The sequence below is a fragment of the Citreicella sp. C3M06 genome (assembly GCF_018860705.1).
In the GTDB taxonomy this organism is placed as follows: Bacteria; Pseudomonadota; Alphaproteobacteria; order Rhodobacterales; family Rhodobacteraceae; genus Salipiger.
Window position 1 is genome coordinate 1 of record NZ_JAHKQA010000091.1, and the last position, 23,293, is coordinate 23,293.

22 protein-coding genes are annotated in these 23,293 nt (G+C 65.9%); 9 read left to right on the forward strand and 13 right to left on the reverse strand.

Annotated features, from left to right (window positions below; genetic code table 11):
• Window positions 1-45: 45 nt before the first annotated feature.
• The gene (locus KO516_RS20845; RefSeq protein WP_216005714.1) at window positions 46-1,092 is read left to right on the forward strand and encodes an Atu2307/SP_0267 family LLM class monooxygenase; all 1,047 of its coding nucleotides are present in this window, start codon (window positions 46-48) and stop codon (window positions 1,090-1,092) included.
• Here the strand turns inward: KO516_RS20845 and KO516_RS20850 are convergent.
• A complete protein-coding gene (locus KO516_RS20850; protein WP_216005715.1) occupies window positions 1,080-1,922 on the reverse strand; it encodes a MoxR family ATPase in 843 nt (280 codons plus the stop codon). The genes KO516_RS20845 and KO516_RS20850 overlap by 13 nt on opposite strands.
• 80 nt (window positions 1,923-2,002) lie before the next feature.
• Window positions 2,003-2,890, reverse strand: coding sequence for a GNAT family N-acetyltransferase (locus KO516_RS20855; RefSeq protein WP_216005716.1), 888 nt, complete (start codon window positions 2,888-2,890; stop codon window positions 2,003-2,005).
• A 47-nt stretch (window positions 2,891-2,937) separates the two neighbouring features.
• Between KO516_RS20855 and KO516_RS20860 the strand changes: the two genes are divergently transcribed.
• On the forward strand, window positions 2,938-3,102 hold the full coding sequence (locus KO516_RS20860) for a hypothetical protein (protein ID WP_216005717.1): 165 nt from the start codon (window positions 2,938-2,940) through the stop codon (window positions 3,100-3,102).
• 83 nt (window positions 3,103-3,185) lie between these two features.
• Here the strand turns inward: KO516_RS20860 and tyrS are convergent, their stop codons facing one another.
• A complete protein-coding gene (gene tyrS / locus KO516_RS20865) occupies window positions 3,186-4,439 on the reverse strand; it encodes a tyrosine--tRNA ligase (RefSeq protein ID WP_216005718.1) in 1,254 nt (417 codons plus the stop codon).
• Window positions 4,440-4,537: 98 nt separating this feature from the next.
• On the opposite strand from tyrS, the gene KO516_RS20870 reads away from it, so the two are divergent.
• Complete coding sequence (locus KO516_RS20870) at window positions 4,538-5,593, forward strand: anhydro-N-acetylmuramic acid kinase (RefSeq protein WP_252737776.1); 1,056 nt, start codon at window positions 4,538-4,540, stop codon at window positions 5,591-5,593.
• A 207-nt stretch (window positions 5,594-5,800) separates the two neighbouring features.
• Entirely contained in the window at window positions 5,801-7,615 is a 1,815-nt protein-coding gene (locus KO516_RS20875; protein ID WP_216005719.1) for an ABC-F family ATP-binding cassette domain-containing protein, read from the forward strand.
• Window positions 7,616-7,629: 14 nt separating this feature from the next.
• Here KO516_RS20875 and KO516_RS20880 read toward each other — a convergent pair whose 3' ends face one another.
• A complete protein-coding gene (locus KO516_RS20880; RefSeq protein WP_252737768.1) occupies window positions 7,630-8,679 on the reverse strand; it encodes an AbrB family transcriptional regulator in 1,050 nt (349 codons plus the stop codon).
• Window positions 8,680-8,795: 116 nt separating this feature from the next.
• Here KO516_RS20880 and KO516_RS20885 point away from each other — a divergent pair, with 116 nt between their 5' ends.
• A complete protein-coding gene (locus KO516_RS20885; protein ID WP_216005721.1) occupies window positions 8,796-9,902 on the forward strand; it encodes an acetoin utilization protein AcuC in 1,107 nt (368 codons plus the stop codon).
• A gap of 19 nt (window positions 9,903-9,921) precedes the next feature.
• Here the strand turns inward: KO516_RS20885 and glmS are convergent, their stop codons facing one another.
• On the reverse strand, window positions 9,922-11,739 hold the full coding sequence (gene glmS, locus KO516_RS20890; RefSeq protein WP_216005722.1) for a glutamine--fructose-6-phosphate transaminase (isomerizing): 1,818 nt from the start codon (window positions 11,737-11,739) through the stop codon (window positions 9,922-9,924).
• Between the two features lie 7 nt (window positions 11,740-11,746).
• Window positions 11,747-13,096 carry a bifunctional UDP-N-acetylglucosamine diphosphorylase/glucosamine-1-phosphate N-acetyltransferase GlmU gene (gene glmU / locus KO516_RS20895; protein WP_216005723.1) on the reverse strand — a complete coding sequence of 450 codons (1,350 nt, stop codon included), beginning with the start codon at window positions 13,094-13,096 and terminating at the stop codon, window positions 11,747-11,749.
• Window positions 13,097-13,212: 116 nt separating this feature from the next.
• Between glmU and KO516_RS20900 the strand changes: the two genes are divergently transcribed.
• From KO516_RS20900 to KO516_RS20915, 4 genes are all read left to right on the forward strand, one after another.
• Window positions 13,213-13,875, forward strand: coding sequence for an HAD-IA family hydrolase (locus tag KO516_RS20900; RefSeq protein ID WP_216005724.1), 663 nt, complete (start codon window positions 13,213-13,215; stop codon window positions 13,873-13,875).
• A 78-nt stretch (window positions 13,876-13,953) separates the two neighbouring features.
• Window positions 13,954-15,159, forward strand: coding sequence for a DegT/DnrJ/EryC1/StrS aminotransferase family protein (locus KO516_RS20905; protein ID WP_216005725.1), 1,206 nt, complete (start codon window positions 13,954-13,956; stop codon window positions 15,157-15,159).
• Between the two features lie 73 nt (window positions 15,160-15,232).
• Window positions 15,233-16,207 (forward strand): XdhC family protein, encoded by a 975-nt coding sequence (locus KO516_RS20910; protein ID WP_216005726.1) that lies wholly within the window; start codon window positions 15,233-15,235, stop codon window positions 16,205-16,207.
• Window positions 16,204-17,202, forward strand: coding sequence for a molybdopterin-binding protein (locus KO516_RS20915; protein ID WP_216005727.1), 999 nt, complete (start codon window positions 16,204-16,206; stop codon window positions 17,200-17,202). Before KO516_RS20910 ends, KO516_RS20915 begins: the two co-directional genes overlap by 4 nt.
• A 172-nt stretch (window positions 17,203-17,374) precedes the next feature.
• Here the strand turns inward: KO516_RS20915 and infC are convergent, their stop codons facing one another.
• The 7 genes from infC to cobA form a co-directional block, all read right to left on the reverse strand.
• Entirely contained in the window at window positions 17,375-17,920 is a 546-nt protein-coding gene (gene infC / locus KO516_RS20920) for a translation initiation factor IF-3 (RefSeq protein WP_216005817.1), read from the reverse strand.
• A 351-nt stretch (window positions 17,921-18,271) separates the two neighbouring features.
• Window positions 18,272-19,126, reverse strand: coding sequence for a ferredoxin--NADP reductase (locus tag KO516_RS20925; RefSeq protein WP_216005728.1), 855 nt, complete (start codon window positions 19,124-19,126; stop codon window positions 18,272-18,274).
• A 97-nt stretch (window positions 19,127-19,223) separates the two neighbouring features.
• The gene (locus tag KO516_RS20930) at window positions 19,224-19,607 is read right to left on the reverse strand and encodes a DUF934 domain-containing protein (protein ID WP_216005729.1); all 384 of its coding nucleotides are present in this window, start codon (window positions 19,605-19,607) and stop codon (window positions 19,224-19,226) included.
• Window positions 19,604-20,395 carry a phosphoadenylyl-sulfate reductase gene (locus KO516_RS20935; protein WP_216005730.1) on the reverse strand — a complete coding sequence of 264 codons (792 nt, stop codon included), beginning with the start codon at window positions 20,393-20,395 and terminating at the stop codon, window positions 19,604-19,606. Before KO516_RS20935 ends, KO516_RS20930 begins: the two co-directional genes overlap by 4 nt.
• 6 nt (window positions 20,396-20,401) lie before the next feature.
• Window positions 20,402-22,075, reverse strand: coding sequence for a nitrite/sulfite reductase (locus KO516_RS20940; protein WP_216005731.1), 1,674 nt, complete (start codon window positions 22,073-22,075; stop codon window positions 20,402-20,404).
• Between the two features lie 30 nt (window positions 22,076-22,105).
• Complete coding sequence (locus KO516_RS20945) at window positions 22,106-22,405, reverse strand: DUF2849 domain-containing protein (RefSeq protein ID WP_216005732.1); 300 nt, start codon at window positions 22,403-22,405, stop codon at window positions 22,106-22,108.
• A complete protein-coding gene (gene cobA, locus KO516_RS20950; RefSeq protein ID WP_216005733.1) occupies window positions 22,405-23,175 on the reverse strand; it encodes a uroporphyrinogen-III C-methyltransferase in 771 nt (256 codons plus the stop codon). The genes KO516_RS20945 and cobA overlap by 1 nt, the downstream gene beginning before the upstream one ends.
• Window positions 23,176-23,293: the final 118 nt, after the last annotated feature.

Sequence of the window (23,293 nt, forward strand, 5' to 3'; positions counted from 1 at the left end):
AATGCATCCTGACCCTAGCTCTGCCGCAAGAGACAGGAGAACGGCATGGAACTTGGCCTTTATACCTTTGGCGATGTCGGCACCAACCCGGCCACCGGCGAAAAGATCGATGCGCGCAAGCGGTTGAAGCATCTGCTGGAAGAGATCCGGCTGGCGGATGAGGTGGGCCTTGATGTGTTCGGCCTTGGCGAGCATCACCGGGCGAATTACGCGGTCTCCTCGCCTGCCACGGTGTTAGCGGCGGCGGCATCGGTGACATCGAAGATCCGGCTCAGCTCGGCGGTGACGGTGCTCAGCTCGGATGACCCGGTGCGGGTCTACCAGCAATTCGCCACGCTGGACAATCTCAGCGACGGGCGGGCCGAGCTGATGGTGGGGCGTGGCAGCTTTATCGAGAGCTTCCCGCTATTTGGTCATGCGCTCGAGGATTACGACGCGCTGTTCGAGGAAAAGCTGGCGATGCTGCTTGAAATCGACGCGCAGACGCTGCTGAGCTGGCCGGGCAGCGATCACACGCAGGCGCTCGACCGGCAGGGGGTCTATCCGCGCCCGGTGTCGGGCAGGCTGCCGATCTGGATCGCCGCCGGGGGCAGCCGGCAAAGCATGGTGCGGGCTGGCGCTTTGGGCCGCCCGCTGGCGCTGGCGATCATCGGCGGCGAACCGCGTCGATTCTCGGCGCTCACCAATCTGTATCGCCGCGCGGCTGCGCAGGCGGGGCACGCAGACAGCGCGCGGGTGTCGATGAACGTACACGGCTTTGTCGGCAAGGACGCGCGGCGCGCGGCGGATCTGTTCTATCCGGCGCAAAAGGCGGTGATGGACCAGCTTGGCCGCGAGCGCGGCTGGGGGCCGCAAAGCCGGGCGCAATTCGATGCCGCGATGGGCCCGGAGGGGGCGCAATTCGTTGGCTCTCCGGCGCAGATCACCGACAAGATCCTGTCGCTGCGCGAGGATCTGGGGTTCGATCGGGTGACCATCCAGATGGCCACCGGGGTGATCGCGCATGCCGAAATGCTCAGGGCGATCGAACTGCTGGGCAGCCATGTCGCGCCCGAGCTGCGAAAGGCGGGGGGACGCCCTTACCGCCCCTGACGGCGGGCCATGAAGGCCAGCCGTTCGAACAGGTGCACATCCTGCTCGTTCTTGAGCAGGGCACCATGCAGGCGGGGCAGGGCGCTGGCGCCGTCTCTCTTCAGATCTTCGGGGCTCAGATCCTCGGCCAGCAGCAGCTTGAGCCAGTCGAGCACCTCGGAGGTCGAGGGTTTCTTTTTCAGTCCGGTCTGCTCGCGCAGCTCGTAGAATTGCGTCAGCGCTTCGGTCAGCAGGGCGGGCTTGATGCCGGGGTGATGCACCTCGACGATCTGGCGCAGGGTCTCGGGGTCGGGAAAGCGGATGTAGTGAAAGAAACAGCGGCGCAGGAAGGCGTCGGGCAGTTCTTTTTCGTTGTTCGAAGTGATGATGACGATGGGGCGGGTGCTCGCGCGGATGGTCTCGCCGGTCTCGTAGACGTGGAATTCCATCCGGTCGAGTTCCTGCAACAGGTCGTTGGGGAATTCGATGTCGGCCTTGTCGATCTCGTCGATCAGCAGAACCAGCTTGTGGTCGGCCTCGAAGGCCTGCCACAGCTTGCCCTTGCGGATGTAATTGGCCACGTCATGCACACGGGCATCGCCAAGCTGGCTGTCGCGCAGACGGCTGACCGCGTCATATTCATAAAGCCCCTGTTGGGCGCGGGTGGTGGATTTGATGTTCCACTCGATCATCGGCAGGCTCAGCGCGCTGGCGACCTGCCGGGCAAGTTCGGTCTTGCCGGTGCCGGGCTCGCCCTTGACCAGAAGCGGGCGTTCCAGCGTGATCGCCGCGTTGACGGCGACAGTCAGATCGTCGGTGGCGATATAGTTGCCGGTTCCGTCGAAACGCATGAGGGGCCTCCTGATTGCTCGCCCCAAGGGATAGGGGCTGCGAGGGGGGCTTGCAAGCCGGGCCAGATCGGGCGGGCCGCTTACGCGGAGAGGCGCGGCGGCAGGCGGCGCGCGATCGGCGCCAGCGCGCCAAGGTGCAGCCAGCTGCCGCCAAGCCGGTGCAACTCGGCCCCGGTGCCCAGCTTGAACCGGGTCAGCCCCGGTGCATCGTCGGAATTGAGAATGCCCAGATCAAGCAAGCGGTGCCCCTTGTCCGCAAGATACTGCATCGCCTCCCAGAGCAGGGCGTTCATCGCGTTGAGGCGGCGCCCCTCAGGCAGCGAAACGCCCATCTGCCATGTGGCCATCGGGCCATGCAGCAGAATGGCGATCGAGGCGACGGCGACGCCATTGTGCCGCGCCTCCCAGATCAGCGCCTTGCCGGGGTTTTCGCGCGCATAGGCGGCGATCAGCGCCGGGGGCAGGGCGCGGTACTGCCGCGTGCGAGCCTGCAACGCTTCGGCGCGCATGATCCAGTGACCGCCGGACAGCGGGTGGCGGGTGATCTTTAGCGGCACGCGCGCGGTGCGGTTCAGCCGGTTGCGCCATTTCTGGTGCATGGCGGCGCGCATCGCGTCGTTGTCACCAAGCGGCAGGATGGCAAGGCTCGCGGCGGTCATCACCGGCCAGAACCCGGCAGCGCGCAGGGCCTGCCCATCTTGCTGCGCCGCGTTCAAAAGCAGGGGCGTTCGGCGCTGGCCCCGCGCCAGCGGCAGCCAGTCTTCGGGGCGAGCAGCGGTCTTGCAGACCGGCCCGCGCGAGATCAGGTCGATTTGCCCGAGCAGGGGTAGGCGGCGCGACTGGACCAGCCAGCGCATGTCGGGGTCTTGCGTCGGCCCGCTAGAGCCGCAGCGCACCGACAGGCCAAGCGCCGCGAGGGTGCGGGCGTATTCGGGCGATTGAGTCAATGGGAGGGCGAGCGATTCCATGATCTGGATTAAGGATCTGGAAAGTAAATTCGTGGTTAAGTCGCGGCATGGCACAGTTGCAAACACGGCGCCAACGGGCGCATCCCACCGGTGCAAGGTCGCTCGCGACCGTTGCGCCAAGGCCGAAACCCACCGCCGCCGCGGCGCTGCTGGTGGCGACGGCCCTGTCACTGCCCTTTGGGGCGCTGGCCTTGTTCGACCTGCTGTTCTAGACGGTCGCCACCCAAGGGACGGCGGCAACCGGGCAGCCCCCGGGGGCGAGGATCCGCGCCCCCGGAGGCTGTGAAATCAGCGTTCAGTCCGCCAGCTTGACCAGCGCATGACGCTTCTTGCCCGCGCTCAGCTTGACAGGGGCGCTCAGGGCACCTGCGTTCAGCATCAGGCCAGCGTCGGTCAGGGCGGCATCGTCGATGCGCGCGCCGTTCTCGGTGATAAGGCGTTTGGCTTCCTTGCCCGACTTGGCCAGACCCGCGCGCACGATCACCTGCACGATGGAGATCCCGTCGCCGATTTCGTCGCGCGTCAGTTCCAGCGTCGGAAGATCGTCGCCGACGCCGCCCTTCTCGAACACCTCGCGGGCGGTGGCCTCGGCCGCGGCCGCCGCCTCGGCCCCGTGGCACAGGGTGGTGACCTCGTTCGCAAGCACGATCTTGGCCTCGTTGATCTCGGCCCCGCCAAGCGCGCCAAGCCGCTCGCACTCCTCGACCGGCAGCTCGGTATAAAGCTTGAGGAACCGCCCAACGTCGGCATCCGTCGAATTGCGCCAGAACTGCCAGAACTCATAGGGCGACAGCATGTCGGCGTTCAGCCACATCGCACCGCCGGCGGATTTGCCCATCTTCTTGCCATCCGATGTGGTCAGCAGTGGCGAGGTCAGGCCAAAGATCTCGTGATCCAGCACCCGCCGGGTCAGATCGATGCCATTAATGATGTTGCCCCACTGATCCGAGCCGCCCATCTGCAACAGGCAGCCGTACCGCCGGTTCAGTTCAAGGAAATCATAGGCCTGAAGGATCATGTAGTTGAATTCGAGAAAGCTCAGCGACTGCTCACGATCCAGCCGCGATTTCACCGATTCAAACGACAGCATCCGGTTGACCGAGAAATGCCGCCCGATGTCGCGCAGGAAGGACAGGTAGTTCAGCTCGTCCAGCCATTCGGCGTTGTTGAGCATAAGCGCGCCCGTCGGCCCGTCGCCGTAATCGAGATATTTCGCAAAGACCTGCTTCATTCCGTCGATGTTGGCGTCGATCTGCTCGGCGGTCAGCAGCGGGCGCTCATCGGCGCGAAAGCTGGGGTCGCCCACCTTGGTTGTGCCGCCCCCCATCAGGGTGATCGGCTGGTGACCGGTTTTTTGCAGCCAGCGCAGCATCATGATGTTCAGCAAATGCCCGACATGCAACGATTTTGCGGTCGCGTCATAGCCGATATAGGTAGTGACCACTCCCGCGGTGAGCGCCTCGTCGAGGCCCTGATAATCGGTGCAATCGGCCAGAAAGCCGCGCTCCATCATGACGCGCATGAAGTCCGATTTGGGATGGTAGGTCATGGGGGTTCCCTCTAATACGATTGGGCAATCCTATAAGGCTGGGGCGCGTCGGAGTGAAGGGCAAGTTGAACGAAGGGCCGGTGTGGGCGCTGGGGGCGATGTCGGGCACGTCTTTGGACGGTGTCGATGCGGCGATGCTGCAAACCGACGGGCGGCAGATCTTTGCCTTCGGTGACAGCGGTTATCGGCGCTACACGGATGGTGAGCGCGAGGTGCTGCGCGCCGCGCTGGGCCGTTGGCCGGGCGAAGACGTCAGCGCCGCCGAGACTGTGATCCTCGATGCCCATGCCGAGCTTCTGGCAGGCTTCCCGCAGGCCGAGCTGGTCGGTTTCCACGGCCAGACGCTTGCGCATGAGCCGCGCGGGCGCGGCACTTGGCAGATCGGCGACGGCGCGGCGCTGGCCGAACGCCTCGGCCGCGATGTCGTCTACGATTTTCGCTCGGCCGACGTGGCGCTGGGCGGTGAGGGGGCCCCGCTGGCGCCGTTTTTCCATTTCGCCTGCGCGCAGTGGATGGGAGCGAGCGAGCCGGTAGCCTTCCTCAACCTCGGCGGCGTCGGCAATCTGACCTGGGTGGATCCGCGCCGGGCTGCACCGGAAGAAGACGGCGCCTTGCTGGCCTTCGATACCGGCCCGGCGAACGCGCCGCTGAACGATCTTGTGGCGCAGCGGCTGGGGCTGGACTGTGACCGCGACGGCGAACTTGCGGCGCGCGGCGCCGTGGTCGACGGCGCGCTCGAGCTGTTCCTTCAAGAAGACTATTTCCGCCGGATGCCGCCCAAATCACTCGACCGCGATGATTTTTCGCTGATGCTCGATCTGGTGCGCGAACTCGATGACGCGGATGCGGCTGCTACGATGACCGCCATGGCCGCCACGGCGGTGATGCTGGGGATGGAGCATTGTCCGATCCCGCCCGCCCGCCTGCTGGTTTGCGGCGGCGGTCGCCACAATCCGGTCATGATGCGGATGCTGTCGGCAGGGCTGGACTGCGCGGTGGAGCCGGTCGAAACCGCAGGCCTCGACGGCGACATGCTCGAAGCGCAGGCGTTTGCCTATCTCGCGGTTCGCATCATGCGGCGGATGCCGACATCCGCACCTAGCACCACAGGGGTTGCGGCCCCTGTCAGCGGTGGCCAGATCGCGCGCATCTGACAGCCGCCTGCTCGCGCTGAAAGGTCGGATGCCTCCGGCGGGAGTTTATTTGGCAAGATGAAGGATAAGCGCCGCGCCCCGGCTTCATCTTGCCGGTTAAACTCCGGGGGGAGCGCGCAGCGCGGGGGGCTGGCCCCCCTCTGCAGTTGCCATCCGCGCATGCGTTGCCACTTGACGCCGCTCGTGCCGCCCAATAGCGCAGGCGGCATGGCACAGGCACCTCTTCTTCAGCTCTCCGACATCGCGCTCACCTTTGGTGGCGAGCCGGTATTCTCTGGTCTTTCGCTCAACGTCCAGCCCGGCGATCGCGTCGCGCTGGTGGGCCGCAACGGGTCAGGCAAATCGACCCTGATGAAGGTGATGGCCGGCATCGTCGAGCCGGACACCGGCGGGCGCGTGGTGCCGTCGGGCACCTCGGTTGGTTACATGGAGCAGGATCCAGATCTGACCGGCTTCGAGACGCTTGGTGAGTACGCCGCCGAAGGGTTGGGGCCCGCCGAGATGTATCTTGTCGAAGCGGCTGGCGAAGGGCTGGGTTTCGACCCCGACCGCGCCGTGGCGACCGCCTCGGGCGGCGAGCGGCGGCGCGCGGCGCTGGCCCGGCTGATGGCGCGCGACCCCGATGTGATGCTGTTGGACGAGCCGACCAACCATCTCGACATTTCCGCCATCCGCTGGCTTGAGGATGAGCTCAAGCGCACCCGCAAGGCCTTTGTCCTGATCAGCCACGACCGGCGTTTCCTTGAGGAGCTGACCCGCGCCACGCTTTGGATCGACCGCGGCGCCGTGCGGCGGCGTGAGCAGGGCTTCAAGGCCTTCGAGGACTGGCGCGACAAGATCTGGGCCGAAGAGGACGAGGCCCGCCACAAGCTGGATCGCAAGATCAAGGCCGAGGCGAAATGGGCCGTGGAAGGCATCAGCGCGCGGCGGACCCGCAATCAGGGCCGGGTGCGTGCGCTTCAGGCGCTGCGTCAGGACCGGGCCGGGATGATCCGCCGGCAAGGCACGGCTGCGATGGATCTGGCCTCGGCCCCGGTGTCCGGCAAGAAGGTGGTCGAAGCCACGGATGTGTCGAAGTCCTTTGGCGACAAGGACATCGTGACCGGCTTTTCGCTGACCGTGCAGCGCGGCGACCGCGTGGCATTTGTCGGGCCGAACGGCACCGGCAAGACCACGCTGATCCGCATGCTGATGGGAGAGATCGCCCCCGATGCGGGGAGCATCAAGCTTGGCACCAACCTCGTCTCGGCGGTGTTCGACCAGAGCCGGGCGCAACTTGACCCAGAGATGAGCCTTTGGGAAAACCTTGTCGGCGACAAGGACATGCGTGTGTCGGGCAAGGCCGACCAGGTGCTGGTGCGCGGCCAGCCCAAGCACGTTGTCGGCTATCTCAAGGAATTCCTGTTCGACGAGCGGCAGGCGCGTGCGCCGGTGCGCTCGCTGTCGGGCGGGGAAAAGGCGCGCTTGCTGCTGGCCAAGCTGATGGCGCGGGAAAGCAACTTGCTGGTGCTCGACGAGCCGACAAACGATCTTGATGTCGAGACGCTGGACCTGTTGCAGGATCTGCTCAGCGACTACGACGGCACGGTGATGATCGTCAGCCACGACCGCGATTTCCTCGACCGGGTGGCCACCACCACGGTGGCGATGGAAGGCGATGGGCGCGCCGTGGTCTATGCGGGCGGCTGGACGGATTATCAGACGCAGCGCGCCGAGGCGAGCTCTGATGCCCCTGCCACTGTGGCCAAGGCGGCCAAGCCTGCGGCAGGCAAGGCACAGGCGAAACCGCAGGCCGGGCTGAGCTTTACCGAGAAGCACCGTCTTGAAGAACTGCCCGGCGTCATCGCGCGGCTCGAGGCCGAGATCGGCAAGCTTGAACAGTTGCTGATGGATGGCGATCTGTTCACCCGCGAACCGGTGAAGTTCCGCAAGGCCACCGAGGCGCTCAGCGAGCGGCAGGTCAAGCTTGCGGCGGCCGAGGAAGAATGGCTCACGCTTGAAGAAAAGGCAGAGCAGGGCTGAGCGGGCGCCCCGGCTCAGCGCTCGCGCAGGTTCAGCCGGCCATCGGCAAGCCCCATGAAGCCGACCGTCAGCAAGATGCGCACGACGTGGTGCAGGCTGACCAGCGCCGGGTTTGCCGCGAGGCTGAGCGCGATCACCGACATCTCGGTGACGCCGCCCGGCGCGTAGGCCAGTAGCAATTGCAGGAACGGCAGGCCCGTCACCTGCCCAAGCACCAGTGCAAAGGCCGCGCCAAGCATCAGCATCCAAGAGACGGAAACAAGGCTCAGCCCGAGAGAGCGGCGCAGCATCGCCAGCGTCATGCCGGTGAACCGCAGGCCCAGCGACACGCCGATCACCACCTGCGCCGTTGCGATCAGCCAGAACGGCAGGTGCAGATCGACGCCTCCGGACAGGGTCAGCCCCGCCGCAAGGATCAGCGGCCCGGTGATCTGCGCGGCGGGCAGGCGCAGTTTCTGGCCCAGCCACAGCCCGGCCAGCGCCGCCAGCACGATCAGCGGCAGCGTCATCAGCGCCACCGGTTCTGATACGATCGCCGCGCCTGCCGCGCTGCCTACAGGGTGCCCGACCCACAGCGACAGCCCGGTCGGCAGCAATGTGATCACGAGGATAATTCGCAGGAATTGCTGGGCCGTAAGCACCGGCAGATCCGCCCCGGCGCGCTCGCCCATCACAAGGCTTTCCATCAGCCCGCCCGGCATTCCGGCATAAAATGCGGTGGCCCGGCGGTAACCGCCGAGCTTGTGGAAGATCAGGTAATTGCCCGCGTGGGCAAGCAGCACGAATCCCGCCAGCGCCGACAGGGTCAGGGTGAAATCGCCGATGTCGTTCAACAGTTCGGGCTGGACCTGTGTGCCGATCATCACGCCGATCAACCCGATGAACAGGGTCCGGAACCGTTCGGGAAAGCGGTAATCGCGCAGCACGGATGTCGCCCCCAGCGCAACCGCTGCCCCGGCACCGCCAAGGCTGCCCAGCATGAACGGCATGGGCAGGTGCAGCGCCGTCGCGGCAAGCCCGCAAACCCCGCCAAGGGCCAGCAGCGCCGCGGTGATCACGATCATGCGAAGGGTGAGAGTCGTTCCGTACATCGTCGCGGAGCGAACCAGAAACGCACAACAAGCGCAATGGGTTGTAAAGAGATCTTGGCGATCGGGGCGCCCGTGCTAAACCTGTCGAAATGCAATCAGCGCTTTTCATCGGATCGAACATCTATCGCGGCTCGCGCTACGGCGCGCGCCACCCTCTGTCGATCGAACGGGTGCCCGCCGCGACGGATCTTGCGCGTCAGCTTGGCTGGCTGCCGCCCGCGCTGTACCGCACCAGTCCGAGGGCAAGGCCACAGGCGCTGAGCGCCTTCCATGACGCCGATTACATCGCCGCGCTGATGCAGGCCGAAGCCGAAGGCATGGTCTCGGACAGGGCGCGCGAACGCTATGGGCTGGGCACCCTGTCGAACCCGGTGTTCCCCGAGATGTTCCGCAGGCCGGCCACGGCGGTCGGCGGTGGGCTGCTGGCGGCGGAATTGCTGATGTCCGGCGCGGTGCGCGCGGTGCACAATCCCGGCGGCGGCACGCATCACGCGCTCAGGGGGCGCGCCAGCGGTTTTTGCTTTCTCAACGAGCCGGTGCTGACGATCCTGCATCTTCTGCGGCTGGGGGCGGGGCGGGTGGTCTATGTCGACATCGACGCGCATCACGGCGATGGTGTGGAATTCGCCTTTCCCGGCTCGGACCGGGTGCGGGTGATCTCGGTGCACGAGGATCGGCGCTGGCCCTTCACCGGGGCGCTGAACGATGATGCAGGCGGGGCGGCGTTCAACCTGCCGGTGCCGCGCGATTTCAACGACAGCGAATTCGAGCGCGTGCTCGAAGATCTGATCGTTCCGGCGACCGAAGGCTTTCGCCCTGATGCTGTGTTCCTGCAATGCGGCGCGGATGCGCTGAGCGAAGACCCGCTGTCGCGGCTGGCCCTGTCGAACAACAGCCATTTCCGCGCGGTGCGCCGCCTGATGCAGATCGCGCCAAGGCTCGTGGTCTCGGGCGGCGGCGGCTACAACCCGTGGTCGGTGGCGCGCTGCTGGGCCGGGGTCTGGGCGACGCTGTCAGGGCAGGAGATCCCGGACCGCCTGCCAGACCCCGCGGCGCGCATGTTGGCAGCGCTGGACTGGCACCGCAAGGGGCGGCCCGACGCGGCGCTTTTGTCGACCCTGCGCGATGCACCAAGGCCGGGATCGGTGCGGTCCGAAATCCGCGAGGGCATCGCGCAGCTGCGGCAACGGCTCTGAGCGAGGCCGCGCGTGCGCGCTATTCCACGGTCACCGATTTGGCGAGGTTGCGCGGCTGGTCGACATCCGTGCCCTTGGCGACGGCGGCGTGATAGGCCAGCAGCTGCGCGGGCAGGGCATAGAGCAGCGGCGCAAGCCGTTCATCCACCGCAGGCAGGGTGATCACCTGCCACACGCCCTCGCCAGCCTCTTCGGCCCCGGCGGCGTCGGTGATCAGGCAGACCTTGCCCCCCCGCGCCATCACCTCGTGCATGTTCGAGACCGTCTTGTCGAACAGCCCGTCATACGGAGCCATCACGATCACCGGCACGGTTTTGTCGATCAGGGCGATCGGCCCGTGCTTCAATTCGCCCGAGGCATAGGCTTCGGCATGGATATAGCTGATTTCCTTGAGCTTCAGCGCGCCTTCCAGCGCCAGCGGGTACATGGTGCCACGCCCCAGAAACAGCACGTCGCGCGCCTCGGCGATCTTTTGCGCGGCGGCTTCGATGGTGGCATCTCGGTCGAGCGTGGCGTTGAACAGCCCCGGCAGGGCGCGCAGCTGCGTGAGCAGCGCGGCGCGGCCCTCGGCGGTCATTTCGCCGCGCGCGCAGGCCGCTTCGATGGCCAGCAGCAGCAGGGTGTTGAGCTGGCAGGTAAAGGCCTTGGTCGAGGCCACGCCGATTTCGATCCCGGCATGGATCGGCAGCGCCAGATCGCTTTCGCGGGCGATGGACGAGGTTTCCACGTTGACCACCGACACGATGCGGTCGGCCTTGCCCTTGCAATAGCGCAGCGCGGCGAGCGTATCGGCGGTTTCGCCGGACTGGCTGACGAACAGCGCCACGGTGCCCGGCAGAACGGGCGGCTCGCGGTAGCGGAATTCCGACGCGATATCGACCTCGACGGGCAGGCGGGCCAGCTTTTCGAACCAGTATTTCGCAGTCAGGCAGGCGTAATAGGCGGTGCCGCAGGCAACCATCACCAGCCGGTCGATGCGGGTGAAATCCAGCCCGCCGCCGGGCAGGCGGATTTCCGTGCCATCGAGGTAGGCCCCCAGCGCATCGGCCAGAACCGTCGGCTGTTCGGCGATTTCCTTGGCCATGAAATGCTTGTAGCCGCCCTTGTCGACGCGGGCGGCATCCATGCGGATGCGGCGCATCTCGCGCATGGTCTGATGGCCGTCGGCGTCAAAAATCTGCGCGCCCGCGCGGGTAATCACCGCCCAGTCGCCTTCTTCGAGATAGGTGATACGGTCGGTCATCGGCGCCAGCGCAATGGCATCCGAGCCAAGGTACATCTCGCCGTCGCCATGCCCGATGGCCAGCGGCGAGCCCTTGCGGGCAGCGATCATCAGATCTTCTTCGCCGTCGAACAGAAACGCCAGCGCAAAGGCGCCCTCAAGCTGCGCCAGCGTGGCGCGGGCGGCCTCGATTGGGGTCTTGCCGCTGTCCAGATGCAGACGCGTCAGCATCGCCACGGTTTCGGTGTCGGTGTCGGTTTCGGGCTGGAGCCCCGCAGCGGCAAGCTGTGCGCGCAACTCGCGGAAATTCTCGATGATGCCGTTGTGCACCACGGCAACCGGGCCAGAGCGGTGCGGATGGGCGTTCTTTTCATTGGGCTCGCCGTGGGTGGCCCAGCGGGTGTGGCCGATGCCCGCCTTGCCGGGCAGCGGCTCGTGCACCAGCCGGTCGGACAGGTTCACCAGCTTGCCCACCGCGCGGCGGCGGTCGAGCCTGCCGCCGTTGATCGTGGCGATCCCGGCGCTGTCATAACCGCGATATTCGAGCCGCTTGAGCGCCTCGACCAAGATGGGGGCCGCCTCGTGCGTGCCCAGAACTCCGACAATGCCGCACATCTGCCCGTTACCCCTTGTTTTGTTCTTTTTTCTTGGCGCGCAGCATGTCGCGCAGCCGCGTGGCAAAGCCCGCCTTGGTCTCTTGCCGCGCCCGCCCGATCCCCAGCGCCCCGGCGGGCACATCGCTGGTGATCACCGAGCCCGAGCCGGTCATCGCGCCATCGCCGATGGTCACCGGCGCCACCAGCATGGTGTCAGAGCCGATGAAGGCATCTTTGCCGATGATGGTGCGGTGCTTGAAGACACCGTCGTAATTGCAGGTCACCGTGCCCGCGCCGATGTTGGAGCGATCACCGATGTCGGCATCGCCGATATAGGTCAGGTGGTTGGCCTTCACGCCCTCGCCAAGATAGGCGTTCTTGATCTCGACGAAATTGCCGACATGGCTGTCTTCGGCCAGTTCGGCGCCCAGGCGCAGCCGGGCAAAGGGGCCGACAATGGCGCCGCGGCTGACGTGGCAGCCTTCAAGATGGCTGAACGCCCGGATGCGCGCGTCGCTTTCGATGGTGACACCGGGGCCAAACACCACGTTGGGCTCGATCTCGGCATCGCGGCCGATCACCGTATCCCATGCCAGCCAGACCGTGTCGGGGGCTTGCAGGCTTACGCCGTCGTCAATCAGCCGGGCGCGGGTGGTCTGCTGAAACGAAACCTCGGCGCGGGCCAGTTCGCTGCGCGAATTCACGCCCATGGTTTCGGACTCGGCGCAATGCACGACGCCCGCCGAAAGGCCACGCGCCCGCGCAAGGGCGATGATGTCGGTCAGGTAATATTCCCCGGCGGCGTTGTCGTTGCCGACCTGTGCCACCAGATCCATCAGCACCGTCGCATCCGCCGCCATCAGTCCCGAATTGCACAGGGTGATGGCGCGCTCGTCCTCGTTGGCGTCCTTGTATTCGACGATGCGCAGCAGCGCGTCGCCCTCGGTGACAAGGCGGCCATAGCGGCCCGGATCGGCGGCCTCAAAGCCCAGCACCACGATGTCATGATGGGCGCGGGCGCGGGCCATTTCCTCCAGCGTTTCCTGCCGGATAAAGGGGGTGTCGCCATAAAGCACGATGGCATCGCCGTTGAAACCGGCAAGTGCCGGGGCGGCCTGCGCCACTGCATGGGCGGTGCCGTTCTGTTCGCTCTGAAGGACGATCTGCGCCTCTGGGTCGTATGCCTGCGCCGAGGCGGCGACCATGTCGGCCTCGTGCCCGGCCACGACGATGGTGCGTCCCGGCTCCAGCACCTGACCGGCGCGCATGGCGTGCCAGAGCATGGGCGCATGGGCGATGCGGTGCAGCACCTTGGGCAGGTCCGACTCCATACGGGTGCCCTTTCCCGCAGCGAGGATGATGAGGGCGATGCTCATGGTTCGGGTTTCCCGTTTGTGTTCTGCCTTTGGATTCGTTTTACCGGCTACATAGTCGGGGGCAAGCAGGCAAGGCTTCACGTCTGGTTTCGACGTATGACAGAAAAGGGCAGGGCATGGGGACGGTGATCTTTGATCTGGATGGCACGCTGGCGGATACCAGCGGCGATCTGATCGCGGCGGCAAACCGCTGTTTCGAAGAGATGGGGCAGGCGGTGCGGCTGGATTCGACGGGGGATGCGCACACCGCCTTTCGCGGCGCGCGGGCGATGCTGGGGCTGGGGCTGCGCCGGGCGGAGGCCTTTGACGCGGCGCTTGTCGAGGCATGGTACCCGCATCTGCTGAGCTTTTACGGCGAGGCGATCGACCTGCACACGCAGCTGTATCCGGGCGCCATCGAGGCGGTCGAGGCGTTGCGCAGCGACGGGATTCGCGTTGGCATCTGCACCAACAAGCCCGCTGCGCTGGCCGAAACGCTGCTGGCGCGGCTTGGGGTGCGCGATCTGTTCGGCTCGATGATCGGGGCGGATACGCTGCCGGTGCGCAAACCCGATCCCGCGCCCTATGTCGAAGCGGTGGCGCGGGCGGGCGGCGATGTCGCGCGCTCCCTGCTGGTCGGAGACACCGAGACCGACCGCAAGACCGCCGCCGCCGCCGGTGTGCCCTGCATTCTCGTGACCTTTGGCCCGGATGGCGACGGGGTGCGGGCGCTCGACCCCGAAGGGCTGATCGGCCATTTCGATGCGCTGCGCGCCGAGGTCGCGCGCGTTCTGGGCTGAGCCACGCAGCCTGTCGCAGGGAAAATCCCCTGCGCGGTGCGATTGACGGCAGCTCGGGCAGGGCGCATGACTTGCCGCATGACGACAGGTTTTCCCGAACGCTTCACCGGCAGCTTCACCCAGCAAGACCCGATCCCCGAGGCAGGCATTGCCGCGGCGCTCGAGGTGCTGCGCCATGGCCGCCTGCATCGCTACAATACTCTGCCCGGCGAAATCTCGCAGACCGCGCTGCTGGAACAGGAGTTCGCCGCTCTGACCGGGGCGCGCTATGCGTTGGCGGTGGCCTCGGGCGGCTATGCCCTGGGCTGTGCCTTGCGCGCCGTTGGCGTCAAGCCCGGCGACAAGGTGCTTACCAATGCCTTCACCCTTGCACCGGTGCCCGGCGCCATCGCCTCGCTTGGCGCGGTGCCGGTGTTTGTCGAGGTCACGGACAGCCTGACCATCGACCTTGACGATCTTGCCGCCAAGCTGGGCGAGGCACGGGTTCTGATGCTCTCGCACATGCGGGGCCATCTGTGCGACATGGACCGGCTGATGCAGATTTGCGATGCGGCCGGGGTCACGGTGATCGAGGATTGCGCCCACACCATGGGCGCGGCGTGGAACGGCGTGCCTTCGGGGCGTCACGGGGCCATCGGCTGCTATTCCACCCAGACCTACAAACACGCCAATTCCGGCGAGGGTGGGTTTCTTGTCACCGACGATGCCGAAACCGCTGCGCGCGCGGTGATGCTGTCGGGCTCTTACATGCTGTACGAGCGCCACCTTGCCGCGCCGCCGCCCGAAGTCTTCGAGCGCATCAAGTATGACACGCCCAATGTGTCGGGCCGCATGGACAATCTGCGCGCCGCCATCCTGCGCCCGCAATTGCAGGCGCTGCCCGTTCAGGTGCGCCGCTGGAACGAACGTTACAAGGTGATCGAGGAGGGGCTGCGCGCAGCGCCCGGCCTGGCCATCGTCGAGCGCCCGGCGCAGGAAAGCATCGTCGGCTCGTCGATCCAGATGCTGCTGCCGGGTTGGGATGCCCCGCAGGTGCAGGAGGTGTTGCACCGCTGCGCCGAACGCGGCGTCGAGCTGAAATGGTTCGGCGCGCCGGACCCCATCGCCTTTACCTCGCGCTATGACAGTTGGCGCTACGCGCCAAGCGAGCCGCTGCCGCAAACCGACCGCATTCTTGCCGGGCTGATCGACATGCGCCTGCCGCTGAGCTTCAGCCTCGAGGATTGCGCGCTCATCGCCCGGATCATCCGGGCCGAGGTGTCGGCGGTGTTCCAGCAAGCCTGACACACAGGACCAAGATCGCCCTCGCAGGCCCGCCGCCGCCATGCGATCATCGCAGAACAGGGAAGGAGACGCCATGACCACCACCGATGTCGACAACATCCCGGAAACCGCGCTGGCCTGGCACCGCGACGGCCGCCGCGCCGCGCTTGCCACCGTGATCGAAACCTGGGGCTCCGCGCCGCGCCGCGTCGGCGCACAGCTGGCGATCTCCGGGCGCGGCGAGATCGAAGGCTCGGTCTCGGGAGGTTGCGTCGAAGGTGCGGTGATCGTAGAGGCGCTCGAAGCGCTGGAAGACGGCGCCGCGCGCGAGCTGGAATTCGGCGTCTCGGATGACGATGCCTTCGCCGTGGGGCTTGCTTGCGGCGGCACCATCCGGGTGCTGGTCGAACCCATCGGCAGCGCGCTGCCCGAAGCGATTCTCGCCGATCTCTGCGCCGCCCGCGCCGCGCGCCAGCCTGCCGCCTATGTGGTCGATCTGGCAACCGCCGCGCGCCGGCTCGACACCAGCGGTCACGAAACCCGCTTCCGCATGGATCGCTCGGGTTTCGAAGATGGCAGCCGCATTTTCGTCGCCATTCACAACCCGCCGCTCAAGCTGATCGTCGTCGGCGCGGTGCATATCGCTCAGGCGCTGGTGCCGATGGCGCGGCTTGCCGGCTACGCGCCCGCCATCGTCGATCCGCGCGAAACCTTTGGCGCATCGTCCCGCTTCCCCGGCGAGACCGTGCTGAACGACTGGCCCGATGAAGCCGTCGAAAAGCTGGGCCTCGATGGCCGCACCGCGCTGGTGCTGCTCACCCATGATCCGAAACTCGACGATCCGGCACTGACCCTCGCCCTAGCTTCGGATTGCTTTTACATCGGGGCGCTCGGCTCCACCCGCACCCATGCCAAACGCGTTGCAAGGCTGCATGAGGCAGGCTTCTCCGAGGCCCAGATCGCCCGGATTCACGGCCCGGTCGGGCTTGATATCGGCGCTGCGGGCCCGTCGGAAATCGCGGTGTCGATCCTCGCCGAAATGACGCGGGTGCTGAGGACGGGCGCATGAAATTTGGCCCCGTGCCGCTGGCACAGGCATTGGGCGGCGTGCTGGCCCATTCGCTGGCGCTCGGCAAGGGCCGGCTGCGCAAGGGCCGGGTGCTCAGCGCAGAAGACCTCGCCGGGCTTGAGGCTGAGGGCTATACCGATCTGGTGATCGCCCGGCTTGACCCGGAAGATATCGCCGAAGATGCCGCCGCTGACCGGCTCGCCCACGCGCTGGTGCCCGATCCGGCAAGGGCGGGCCTGCGCATCGGCGCGGCCTCGACCGGGCGCGTCAATCTTCACGCCACCGCGCCGGGCGTGATCGAGATCGACACCGCCCGGATCGACGCGGTCAATGCCGTGCATCCGATGATCACCGTCGCCACGCTGCACCCGTGGCAGCGCTGCACGGATGGCACCATGGTCGCCACCATCAAGATCATCGCCTACGCCGTGCCCGAGGACGCGCTTGAGCGCGCCTGCGCCGCCGCCAGCGCCGCGTTGCGCCTGCGCCCTGTGCAGCGCCGCAGCGTCGATCTCATCGAGACCAGCATCGGCGAGCCCGCCTCCGGCAAGGGGCGCCGCGCTATCAGGCAGCGGCTCGAACGCCTCGGGGCAGACCTGTCACGCAGCCAGACGGTGCCCCATGATACCGCCCCGCTGGCCGAAGCGATCGCAACCAGCGACGCCGAGATCATCCTGATCCTGACCGGCTCCGCCACCTCCGACCTGCACGACACCGCCCCCGAAGCGCTGCGCCGCGCCGGTGGCACGGTCAGCCATTTCGGCATGCCGGTCGATCCCGGCAACCTGCTGTTCTTCGGAGATCTGAACGGCACGCCGGTGATCGGCCTGCCGGGCTGCGCCCGCTCGCCGGCGCTCAACGGCGCGGACTGGGTGCTCGAACGCATCCTGTGCGGCGTACCCGTCAGCGCGCAGGACATCATGGGCATGGGCGTCGGCGGGTTGCTCAAGGAACCACCGAGCCGCCCGCGCCCCCGCGAGCCGCGCTCAAGCTGACCGCGCCCCTCTTCATCTTGCCCTTGAACTCCGGGAGTGTGGGGGCTGGCCCCCACGTCGCGACCCAGCGGCAGAAAACACGCTTCGGGCAATGAAAAACCCGCCGGCGAGCGGCGGGTTCAAATCGTCTGTCAGAGGATCGCCCGGCCAGTTCACCGGCAGGGCAGGCCATTCACTTGGCAATCGGACCGATCATCATGATCATCTGACGGCCTTCCATCTTCGGCATGTTCTCGATCTTGCCGAGCTCTTTCACGTCGGATGCGACTCGCTCAAGCAATTCGCGACCAAGGTTCTGGTGCGCCATCTCGCGGCCGCGAAACCGCAGGGTGATCTTGACCTTGTCGCCGCCTTCAAGGAATTTCAGAACGCTGCGCATCTTCACATCGTAGTCGTGGGTATCGGTTCCTGGACGGAACTTGATCTCCTTGACCTCGATGATCTTCTGCTTCTTGCGCGCTTCGGATTCCCGCTTTTGCTGTTCGTACTTGAACTTGCCGAAATCCATGATCTTGCAGACCGGCGGCACGGCATTCGGCGAGATCTCGACGAGATCGAGGCCAGCCTGCTCGGCCAGTTCGACAGCGCGACGCGGCGTCTGAACGCCCAGGTTCTCGCCTTCGGCGCCGATCAGGCGGATTTCGGGGGCCCGGATGCGGTCGTTGATGCGGGGGCCGGTGTCGCGCGTGGGCGGCGCGTTGTGAGGTCTGCGGGCTATGGTATCGGTCCTTTTACCGTGAATGCTCTGAAGGCGCAAAATAGGCCTCTAACGCCAATGTTTCAAGCGCCATTTCCAGTTGTTGCGGCATCACGCGGGCCGTCTGATGCACGTCTTGCGCAAATTTGCGTTGCATCTGGCGTGAAAACGGCGTGCCCGTCATGTCCGAACGCAAGTTCGGGCCATGATCCGCCTTTCAAGGCCTGGATAAAAACGTTTTTTGCAGAGTATTGCCACAGAGTCGTCGCGATCATCGCCGCCGCGGCGCTGTTGTCGACCGGGGGCAGCCTGATGCTTTTTACGATCTACGAAAGGGGCGGGTGGCATCGTGCCGCCCGCCCCAAACCATGATCAGTCGAGAAACGCCTTCTCGACCACGTAATGCTTGGGATCGCTGTTCGCGCCTTCTTCAAGGCCGTATTCCTCGAACATCGCCTTGAGCTCGAGATTGAACGCGAGGTTGCCGCAGATCATCGCGCGGTCGGTCTCGGGGCTCAGCGGCGTCACGCCCAGATCCTCGAACGCCTCGCCCGAACGCATCAGGTCGGTGATGCGGCCCATTTTCGGGCTCTCTTCGCGGGTGGTGGTCGGGTAATACTTGATCTTCTTCCAGAAGCCGTCGCCGATCACCTCGTTCAGCAGTTCGTCGGTCTTCAGGCTTTCGATCAGCTCCGCGCCGTATTTCAGCTCTCCGGCCTCGCGGCAGGTGTGGGTGATGACGATCTCGTCGTAATCCTCGTAGGTCTGCGGCTCGCGCAGCAGCGAGGCAAAGGGCGCAAAGCCGGTGCCGGTGGCAAAGAACCAGATCCGCTTGCCGGGCAGCAATGCGTCATGCACCAGCGTGCCAACGGGCTTGGGGCGCAGGATGATCTCGTCGCCGACCTTGATATGCTGAAGGCGCGAGGTCAGTGGGCCGTCCTGCACCTTGATCGAATAGAATTCCAGCTCTTCGTCCCAGCTGGGCGAGGCGATGGAATAGGCGCGCAGCAAGGGCTTGACCTTGCCGGTGGTGGGATGCGGATCGCCCATCAGGCCGATCATCACGAATTCGCCCGAGCGGAACCGCAACGAGGCGGGGCGCGAGACGCGGAAGGAAAACAGCCGGTCGGTCCAGTGCGTCACCGAGGTCACGGTCTGGGCGTCGGGCAGCACGGGCTTCTTGGCTTCGGTGGCGTTGATATCGGTCACGGGGGTCATCTCGGTCATGTCTGATTCAGCGAAGCCGCCCCTGTGCAAATTCGTTTGCACACGAACAAACCTCGAGTCCCTTTCTAGAGCGTGATTTGTATAAAAGAAAGACGACTTAGCCGCGCAGGCGGCTCTGATAGTCGTGTTGCTGCCAATTTGCGCGAAACTGCCAGTCGGCTTCGGGCTGACGGGCGGCAAGATCGTCGGAAATCTCGACCTCGTCGAATCCCGACCGGCGCGCCATGGCATATTGATCGGAAATCACGTGGCCTTTGGCGCGCAGGCGCCCGGTATAGCCGCGCAGCCGCAGCAGCCGTGCCAGCGTGAACCCGCGCCCATCGGCAAACGACGGAAAGTCGATGCGGATCATCTGCGTGCCCTCGGGGGCCGACAAAGCCGCCGGGTCGGTGTCAGAGGGCAGGTCGAGGACGCCGTCGCCCTCGAACCCAAGAGTCCAGTCGTCGGGGCCAAAGCCCGTGTCGGTCACGATGACGCTCATGTGCTTGGTCCTTTGCGTACCATGCGGCCATTGACGAAATGGATGCCGCATTCTTCTTTTTGCTCGCCCCGCCAGCGGCCCGCGCGCGGGTCTTCGCCGGGGGCGACTTTCGACGTGCAGGGCTGGCACCCGATGGACGGGTAGCCCTGCGCCACCAGCGGATGCCGGGGCAGGCGGTTTTCATCCATGTAGGCGCGCACGTCATCGGGCGCCCAATGGGCCAGAGGGTTGACCTTGATCCGGCCGGTGGCGTCTTCGAGTTCGAAGAATTCCAGCGCGGCGCGGGTCGAGGACTGGAACCGCTTGCGCCCGGTGATCCAGCCATCAAAGCCTTGCAGCGCATTTTCCAGCGGCACCGTCTTACGCAGGGCGCAGCAGGCGTCGGTGCTGGTGTCGCGCAGCGAGTCGGTCGGGTCTTGCGCGGCCAGCGTCGCCGGATCGGTGCGGATGATGCGCACGTTCGACAGGTGCAGCCGCTCGGCGACCTCCTGCTGATAGGCCAGCGTTTCGGCAAACAGCAGCCGCGTGTCGATGAACAGCACCGGGGTGCTGCGGTCGATCATCGCCACAAGATGCAGCAGCGCCACCGATTCCGCGCCAAAGGATGACACCAGCGCGATGTCCCCGGCTTCGGGATCGTTGAGCGCGCCGGTCAGCACCGACACCGCGCCATGATGTCGATAGCGCGTGTTCAGCGCATCGACCCGTGCGCGCAGATCGGCCAATTCGGCCGGGCTGCGCGCCGGGACACCTTCGGCGGGCGTGTTGGGGGGGAGATGAAAGTTCATCGTGGCTTACGCGGCGCGGGATTTCTTGCCCGCCTCCTCTCCGTAGAGGGCCGCTTTGAACGGGTCCATCCCGATGCGGCGATAGGTCTGAAGGAAGGTCTCTTCGGGGCCGCTGCGCTGCGCCATGTAGGTTTCCACGATGCGCTCGATCGCGGGCACCACGCCTTCGGCGGGAAAGCCCGGCCCGGTGCGATCGCCAAGCGCGGCGGTTTCGGTGGCATCGCCGCCAAGGGTGATCTGGTAGTTCTCCACCCCGGCGCGGTCCAGTCCCAGAATGCCGATATGGCCGACATGGTGGTGGCCGCAGGCGTTGATGCAGCCCGAGATCTTGATCTTCAGCTCGCCGATGTCGTTCTCGATCTTCAGCTCGTCGAACCGCGTGGCGATTTCCTGCGCGATCGGGATCGAGCGCGCCGTGGCCAGCGCGCAGTAATCCATGCCGGGGCAGGCGATGATGTCGCTGATGCGCCCGATGTTGGCGGTGGCCAGCCCATGCGCCTTGAGCACCTTGTGGATGGCCGGCAGGTCCGATTTGTGCACATGCGGCAGCACCACGTTCTGCTCGTGGGTGATGCGCAGCTCGTCATGGCCATAGTCGCGGGCCAGCTGCGCCATCACGCGCATCTGTTCGGCCGAGGCATCGCCCGGCGTTGCGCCATGCGCCTTCAGCGAGATCTGCGCAATGGCGTAGCCCGTCGCGCGGTGCGCCGACAGGTTGGTGTCGGCCCATGCGCGGAAGGTCGGATCGGTTTCATAGGCGGCATCGAACGCCTCGGTGGGGGCGTTGCGGAAGGCGGGCGGCTGGAATTGCGCCGCGATGTCATCGAACAGCTCGAGCGCGGCGGTGCCAAAGGCCTGCCGGGTTTCCTCGAACCGCGTTTCCACCAGCGAGCGGATCTCGTCGATGCCATGCTCGTGCACGGTGATCTTGATGCGGGCCTTGTACTTGTTGTCGCGCCGGCCCAGCAGGTTCCACACCGACACCACCGCCTCGACATAGGGCAGCAAGTCTTCCAGCGCCACGAAGGGCGACAGCTCTTTGCCGATCATCGGGGTGCGGCCAAGCCCGCCGCCCACCAGAACCCGGTAGCCGATACGGCCATCCCGCTTGACCACCTGAATGCCGATGTCATGAGCCTTGATCACGGCGCGGTCGTTTTCGGCCCCGGTGACGGCGATCTTGAACTTGCGCGGCAGGAACTGGAATTCCGGGTGATCGGTCGACCATTGGCGCAGCAGTTCAGCCACGGGGCGCGGATCGGCGATCTCATCGGCGGCGGCTCCGGCGAAATGATCGGCGGTCACGTTGCGGATGGTGTTGCCGCTGGTCTGGATGGCATGCATCCCCACCTGTTCCAGCGCATCGAGCATGTCGGGCACATCGCGCAGCTCGGGCCAGTTGTACTGGATGTTCTGGCGGGTGGTGAAATGGCCGTAGCCCTTGTCCCATTTTTCCGCCAGCAAGGCGAGCTGGTCCATCTGAGCGCTGCTCAGCGTGCCATAGGGGATCGCCACGCGCAGCATGTAGGCGTGCAGCTGCAGGTAAAGCCCGTTCATCAGGCGCAGCGGCTTGAATTCATCTTCGGTCAGCGCGCCGCTGATGCGGCGTTCGACCTGGGCGCGGAACTGGCGGTTGCGCTCTGCCACGAAGGCGGCGTCGAAATCGGTGTAGCTGTACATGTGCTGGGTCCTCGTACCTGGCCGCTGGGCTCAGGCGTGTTCCTGTTTGCCGTGGACGTGGTTCGACGGACCTTTGGCCCGGAACTCTTCGCGGAAATGCACCGGGCGGGGGCCGTCTTTGGTTGGCTCCATGTCGGCAAGATAGACGCCGACCGCTTCGGCAGCGCGCGATTGCGCATCCAGCAGACGGACCTGCGCAACGGCTTCGTCGGTGAAGATCTCGGCGTCCTTCAGGGCGCGGACCCATCGGTCGTCGGCGGCAAGGTAGATCACGTCGCCTTCGAGCAGGGCGTTGGCGGTGATGACTTTGGGCGTATAGGGCTTGGGCATCAGAGAGCTTCCTGTGTCAGGGCACGAACGGCCAGCGCATCGCGCGGGGCAAGGCCCAGCAGCAGCACGGCGGGGCCGTTCAGATCGGCCGCGTCCAGTTCGGACGGCAGCGTGGCAAGGGTTGCGGCGAGGCGGCGCTCGTCGGGGCGAGAGGCATTGGCGACCACGGTTACCGGCGTGTCGGGGGATGCGCCATGCATCATCAGGCGGCCCTGAAGAAAGCGCGACGCCTTCTTGCCCATGTAAATTCCTGCGACGGCGCCGGGGCGGGCAAGGGCGCGCCAGTCCTGTTCGGCAAAGCCCTTGACGTCATGGCCGGTCAGCAGGCGCAGATCGCTGTTGCGCCCGCGCCGGGTCAGCGACAGGCCCATGCCAGCGGCGGCGGCGGTGGCGGCGGTCAGGCCGGGGCAGACGGTAAAGGTGATACCAGCGGCGTCCATCGCATCGGTTTCTTCATCCAGCCGCCCGAACACCCCCGGATCGCCCGCCTTGAGCCGCACCACGCGGGCCCCGGCCTGCGCATGGGCGACGATCAGCGCATTGATGTCATCCTGCTTCATCGACGGGCCAAAACCGATCTTGCCCACCGGCACCAGCTGCGCCTGCGGCGCCAGCGCCACGATCTCGGCGGGCACCAGCGCGTCATGCAGGACGACCTCGGCGGCCTGCAGCATGCGCAGGGCGCGAATGGTCAGCAATTCGGGGTCGCCCGGGCCTGCGCCGACAAAGGCGACGTGGCCTTGGGGGAGTCTGTCCTGTGGGCTGGTCATGGGGCTGGCTCCGGCGTCTTGGTGAAAGCTCTGCTTGATATAGAACATTTTCCCGGATTCATCACGTGGGGTTCGGTTGATAAGGACATATTGGCGGTGTATGCGTCCCATCAGGAAA